This window comes from Streptomyces sp. URMC 127 (assembly GCF_051386535.1).
Classification (GTDB): domain Bacteria; phylum Actinomycetota; class Actinomycetes; order Streptomycetales; family Streptomycetaceae; genus Streptomyces.
Genome location: NZ_JBPQTW010000328.1, coordinates 1 through 5,266, shown reverse-complemented (window position 1 = coordinate 5,266; position 5,266 = coordinate 1). Strand labels below are relative to the sequence as shown.

General features: G+C 74.7%; 4 protein-coding genes. All 4 read right to left on the bottom strand.

Translation table 11 applies throughout. The features are described 5' to 3' along the window. Positions 1-145: 145 nt before the first annotated feature. Positions 146-268: a SapB/AmfS family lanthipeptide gene (locus ACSNOH_RS33240; protein ID WP_436725172.1), complete on the bottom strand. Its 123-nt coding sequence runs from the start codon at positions 266-268 to the stop codon at positions 146-148. A gap of 102 nt (positions 269-370) precedes the next feature. Continuing rightward, positions 371-3,208, bottom strand: a complete 2,838-nt coding sequence (gene lanKC, locus ACSNOH_RS33235) for a class III lanthionine synthetase LanKC (protein WP_436725171.1) — start codon at positions 3,206-3,208, stop codon at positions 371-373. A 124-nt stretch (positions 3,209-3,332) separates the two neighbouring features. Continuing rightward, positions 3,333-3,569: a ferredoxin gene (locus tag ACSNOH_RS33230; RefSeq protein WP_436725170.1), complete on the bottom strand. Its 237-nt coding sequence runs from the start codon at positions 3,567-3,569 to the stop codon at positions 3,333-3,335. Between the two features lie 3 nt (positions 3,570-3,572). Continuing rightward, positions 3,573-5,003 carry an aldehyde dehydrogenase gene (locus ACSNOH_RS33225; protein ID WP_436725173.1) on the bottom strand — a complete coding sequence of 477 codons (1,431 nt, stop codon included), beginning with the start codon at positions 5,001-5,003 and terminating at the stop codon, positions 3,573-3,575. Positions 5,004-5,266: the final 263 nt, after the last annotated feature.

Here is a 5,266-nt window from a genome sequence, read left to right as displayed (position 1 = left end):
GTCGGCAACGCCGCCGACACCGGCACCGCGCCCGCCACGCTCGCCCACGCCGCCGCCTCCGTCGCCGGACCGGCTGGAATCCGGCCCGTCAGCGGCAGATCACAAAGGATCGGCTCGCAGACGGATCAGCTCGCAGACGGATCGCTCACAGACAGATCAGCACGCTCGCGGTGCTGACGCAGGAGAGCAGGCTGACGGTGCTCTGGCCGCCGCCACCGTGGCCGCTGTTCGCCTCGGACTCCATGTTCTGCAGGTCGAGAAGCGCCATGATCGTGTTCCTTTCGTGGATTTCCCGTGGGGACGGGGTCGGATGTCGCCGCGCGCGCTCGTTTCGTACGCGTACGTGGTGCTGCGCGCGCGACGCTTCTTGCTACGGCTCCACAACGGCATGGAGCCGGCTCCGGGGCCCCTGGAGGGGCGGGAGGAACGGCAGCTGCGCGGGCGGGGCGCCGCCGTCGCCGAGGGCGGCGGCGAGGGCCAGCAGGCAGCCGGCGGTTCCGGTGGCGAGGTCCATGGACAGCCGCATCATCTGGCTGCCGGGGTAGGCGAGTTCGCCCTGGTAGGACATGGCGTACCAGGACATGGCGCGGACCTGGGCGGCGAGGTGCTCCGGGCGGGCGTCCGGCGCGGTGGTGCGCGCGAGGTGCAGGACCATCCCGGCCCGGCCCTGGAACAGCCCGGGCTGGGCGTAGAAGCGGGAGCGGGCGGCGGTGAGGATGCCGGCGCGGGCCTCGGTGAAGTACGGGTCGGGGTCGGGGTGGTGGGCGAGGAAGTCGTCCAGGACCAGGCCGATGCCGGCGCTGCCGTCACCGACGTAGGGCATGGTGCGCCAGCCCTCGTCGACTTCGAGCGTGCCGCCCTCCGTGCGGGTGCAGCGGGCGAGGTCGGCGCGCAGGGCCTGTTCGGCGAGGCCGAGGAGGGCGGGGGCGCCGGTGCGCTCGTAGAGCCGGAGGAAGAGCAGGGCGGGGCCGGTGGCGCCGCGCATCAGGCCGGCGCGGCGGCCGGGGCCGTCCCCGCCGGGGCCGGAGGATTCGGCGGCGAGCCGGTCCGCGAGGAGCTGGGCGGCCTCGACGGCCTGGTCGTGGAGCTGGCGCTCGCCCGTGGTGCGGGCGAGGTGGTCGAGGGCGAGGCCGACGCCGGCGAGGCCCCCGCGCAGGTCGGAGGTGAGCCGCTGCCACTGCTCGCCGAGGAGGACGCCGGCGAGGTCGAGGGCGCGCTGCCGGTGGCCGAGGCGGTCGAGGGTGCAGGCGACGCCGGCGAGGCCGTCGTAGAGGCCGAGCGGGGTGCCGGGCGGCACGGGGTCGGTGTGCCGCAGGAGCCACTGCTCGCCCTCCTCGTAGCGCTCGGCGCCGGCTTCGGCGAGGGCGTGCAGGACGCCGGCCGCGCCGTGCGCGAGGCCGAGGCCGCCGCCTTCGGAGAAGGTGGCGATGTCACCGGGGAAGAGGCGGTCGTCGCGGCCGGGCGTGGCGGAGGCGAGGACGGCGCGGACCATGGAGGCGCGGGCGGCGGGCCAGTCCCCGGCGGGGTCGGGGAGGGCCTGCGGCGCGGCGGCCCGGCCGGCGCCGGGGCCGATGGTGATGGCGCGCTGCCGCGCGGGCCCGCCGGCGGAGGCGGGCGCCCCCTCGCGGGTGATCTCCGCGACGGCCTCGTCCAGGAACTCCCGCGGCACCGGGAACTGCCCGGCGATGACCTCCGCCAGATGCGCCGCCTTGGCCCGGTCGATCACGAACAGCGTGGTGACCGGCAGGAACAGCGCGATCCGCAGGCAGGCCAGGGCGTACTTGTCGACGTCCGGGCCGCGGCGGTCCGGCGGGGCGAAGAAGCCGGGGTGGGCGACGACCTGCCGGCCGTGCTCGGAGGCGGGCGCCGCGGCCTCGAAGTCGATGAGGACGACGGAGCGTTCGTCCGGCGCGACCATGATGTTGAACATGTGGAGGTCGTTGAAGACGAGGCCGCGCGAGTGGACCTTCGCGACGGCTTCCTCGACGGCCCGGTAGATGCGCAGCGCCCAGGCCGTGTAGTCGGCGGTGGCCGTGGGCGAGGGGTCCGCGGCGAGCAGCGGGTGGCGGTGGGCGAAGAAGGAGTTGAGGGGCTTGCCCTCGACGAAGTCCATGACGAGGAAGCGGTGGTCGCCGACGGTGAGCCAGTCCCGCGGCTCGGGGGCGACGCCGAGGCCGGAGAGCTGCTCCAGGGCCTCCTTCTCGCGCTGCAGGCGGGCGACGGCGTCGGCTCCGTCGGCGGCGAGCCCGGCGTGCGGGCGGCCCTCCTTGAGGACGACCTTGCGGCCGTCGCGCGTGTCGGTGCCGGCGTAGACGCCGCCGCCGTTGGAGAAGTGCAGGGCCTTCGCGATGCGGTAGGGCAGGTCGGCGACGGTGGTGGCGTTGCGCGCGGCGAGGTGCGGGGCGAGGAAGGCGGGCAGCGTCACCCACTCCGGCACCTGGAAGGCCGGATTCCGGGAGTCGGGGACGAGGCGGCCCTCGCCGTCCTCCACGGCGGGCACGAGGCTGCCGCGCGCGTCGATGCAGAAGCGGCGGGCGAACGCGCCGTAGCGGACGTAGAGCGGGCCCTCGGCCCAGCGCAGGTCGGTGAGGATGTACGGGCCGGGCCGGCCGCCGACGATCTCGTGCAGACCGGTCAGCGTGGCGTGCAGCTGCTCCTCGCCGTCGGGGTAGACGGTGACGAACTTCCCGCTGTGGCCGCGCTCCGCGTATTTGCTGTTGCGCAGGTGCAGCAGGTGCGGGCCGGGCACGAACTTGAACGGGATGCCGTGGGCGGTGCAGTAGTCCCAGACGTCGGCGGCGGTCTTCTCCGCGGTGTCGGCGGTCGCCGAGACGTGGATCTTCCAGCCCTGGAGGGGCCTCCGGGGGCGCTGTGGGCCGCCGTCCGCCCCGGCGGAGGTTTCGCCGTCGGGGTGCCCGCCCTCGGGGTGCCCGCCCTCGGGGTGTCCGCTCCCGGGCAGTCCGCTGCCGGGGAGCCCGCCCACGGGGAAGACATGGAGCCACTCCCCGTGGCGCGAGGTGTCCCAACCGGCGGGGGCCGGGCGCCGTGCGGTCTCGTACAGGCTCCCCCCATGAGCCCCGTGGGCCCCGTCAGCCCCGCGATCCCCGCGCGCTCCTTCGGCGCCCGTCCCCGCCGGGACGGACAGGCGGTCCGGGGTCTCGTAGAAGTGCCTGTCGGCCAGGCAGTAGACCTCGTACCGCGCGTCCATCGCTTCCCCCCTCGGCTGCGTTGCCTAGAGATTTCCACGCGGTGAGAGGCCCGGCCAGTCACAGGTGTCATCAAGCACCTGTGCGGAACGCATGAGTAACAACGCTCGTGCGTACGAAGGGTTTTCACTCGTCCGGAGGGAACACCTTCTCCCCCGTATCCGGCCTGCTGAGCGTGATCGCCTCCACGGGACAGGTCTCCGCGGCGGCGAGCACGTCCTCGGACGCGTCCGTCTCCTGCGCGCGCGGCCGGGAGCGCCGGCCCGCGTCGAGCGCGAAGGCGCCGGGCGCGCTGCCCTCGCACATTCCCGAGCCCACGCACAGGCCCCGGTCCACCTCCACGCGCCAGCGTTCTGCGGCCATCCGTCACCCCTCTCCGCCCGCGGGGCCGGCGTACCCCGCGGGCAGGTGGATCGTCTTGTGCTCCAGGTACTCGGCGAAGCCCTCGGGGCCGAACTCCCGCCCCAGCCCGGAGTCCTTGTAGCCGCCGAAGGGGCCGAGCATGTCGAGGGCGAAGGTGTTGACGGAGTACGTGCCGGTACGGATCCGGCGCGGGACGCCGATGCCGCGTTCGGCGTCGCGGGTCCAGACGCTGCCGGAGAGCCCGTAGTCGGAGTCGTCGGCGATGCGCACGGCCTCCTCCTCGGTGTCGTAGGGCAGCAGGCAGATGACGGGGCCGAAGATCTCCTCCCGGGCGACGCGCATGTCGTTGGAGACGTCACCGAAGAGGGTCGGCTCGACGTACCAGCCCGTGCCGCGGTCCGCCGGACGGCCGCCGCCCGCGAGCACCTTGGCGCCCTCGCGCTGCCCGAGCGCGATGTACTCCAGCGACCGGCGGCGCTGCCGCTCCGCCACGAGCGGGCCGACCTGCGTGGCCGGGTCGAGGGGGTCGCCGACGACGAGGGCGGAGGCGGCCGCGGCGAAGCGCTCGGCCAGTTCGGCGTAGTGGGCGCGGGGGGCGAGGATGCGCGTCTGGGCGACGCACGCCTGCCCGTTGTTCATCCAGGCCGCGGGGACGATGCCGGCGACGGCGGCCTCCAGGTCGGCGTCCGGCAGGACGATCGCCGCGGACTTGCCGCCGAGCTCCAGGGTGACGCGCGTGAGGTGGCGCGAGGCGACCTCCATGACGCGCTTGCCCGCGGCGACCGAGCCGGTGAAGGCCACTTTGTCGACGCCGGGGTGCCCGACAAGGTACTCGCTGACCTCCCGCTCCGCGGGCAGGATCGACAGGACGCCCTCCGGGAGGCCCGCTTCCGTGACGATCTCCGCCAGCAGGTACGCGTCCAGGGGCGTCTCCGGCGAGGGCTTGAGCACCACCGAGCAGCCGGTCAGCAGGGCGGGCGCGAGCTTGGCCGCCGTCACAAGCTGCGGCACGTTCCACGGCACGACGGCCGCGACGACGCCGACCGGCTCCCGCCGCACGAGCAGCGGACCGAGCGCGCCGGCCCGCCGCTCCTCGCAGGGCAGGCCGCGCGCGACGGTGATGGCGCAGTCCCACACCATCATCGCGCCGAGGGCCTGGGCGAGGACGCTCCAGGAGTACGGGGAGCCGTTCTGGGCGGAGACGACCCGGGCGATCTCCTCGTGCCGGGCGGCGATGCCGTCCTTGATGCGGGTGACGACCTCGATGCGCTCGGCGAGGGGGCGGCCGGCCCAGACGCCGGAGTCGAAGGCCCGGCGGGCCGCGGCGACGGCCCGGTCGACGTCCTCGCGCGAGGCGTGCGGGACGCGGCCGATGACCTCCTCGGTGTGTGGCGACACGACGTCGATGACGGCGCTGCCGGCGGGGGCGGCCATGGTGCCGCCGATGAAGAGCCGGCCGTGCTCGACGAAGCCGTTCGGGCTGCGGGGCGTGCTCTGGGGTGTGCTGCCGGGTGTGCTGTGGGGCGTTTCCTGGGGCGTGTTCCGGGGCGTGTCCTGGCTCATGTCCGGGTGCCTCCCGCGCGTGTGCGGTGCCCTGCGCGCCATCCCTACAGAACTGACGCTGCATCAGACAGTTAGCAGCTCGGCAGGCGGCAGGCAACGGCGGCACCACGGGCGCCCCGCGGCCCGGCCTGGCC

Excerpts from the sequence above, each read along its gene's own strand:
- ACSNOH_RS33240 (WP_436725172.1), bottom strand. The coding sequence starts at position 268 with ATGGCGCTTCTCGACCTGCAGAACATGGAGTCCGAGGCGAACAGCGGC.
- lanKC (WP_436725171.1), bottom strand. The coding sequence starts at position 3,208 with ATGGACGCGCGGTACGAGGTCTACTGCCTGGCCGACAGGCACTTCTAC.
- ACSNOH_RS33230 (WP_436725170.1), bottom strand. The coding sequence starts at position 3,569 with ATGGCCGCAGAACGCTGGCGCGTGGAGGTGGACCGGGGCCTGTGCGTG.
- ACSNOH_RS33225 (WP_436725173.1), bottom strand. The coding sequence starts at position 5,003 with ATGGCCGCCCCCGCCGGCAGCGCCGTCATCGACGTCGTGTCGCCACAC.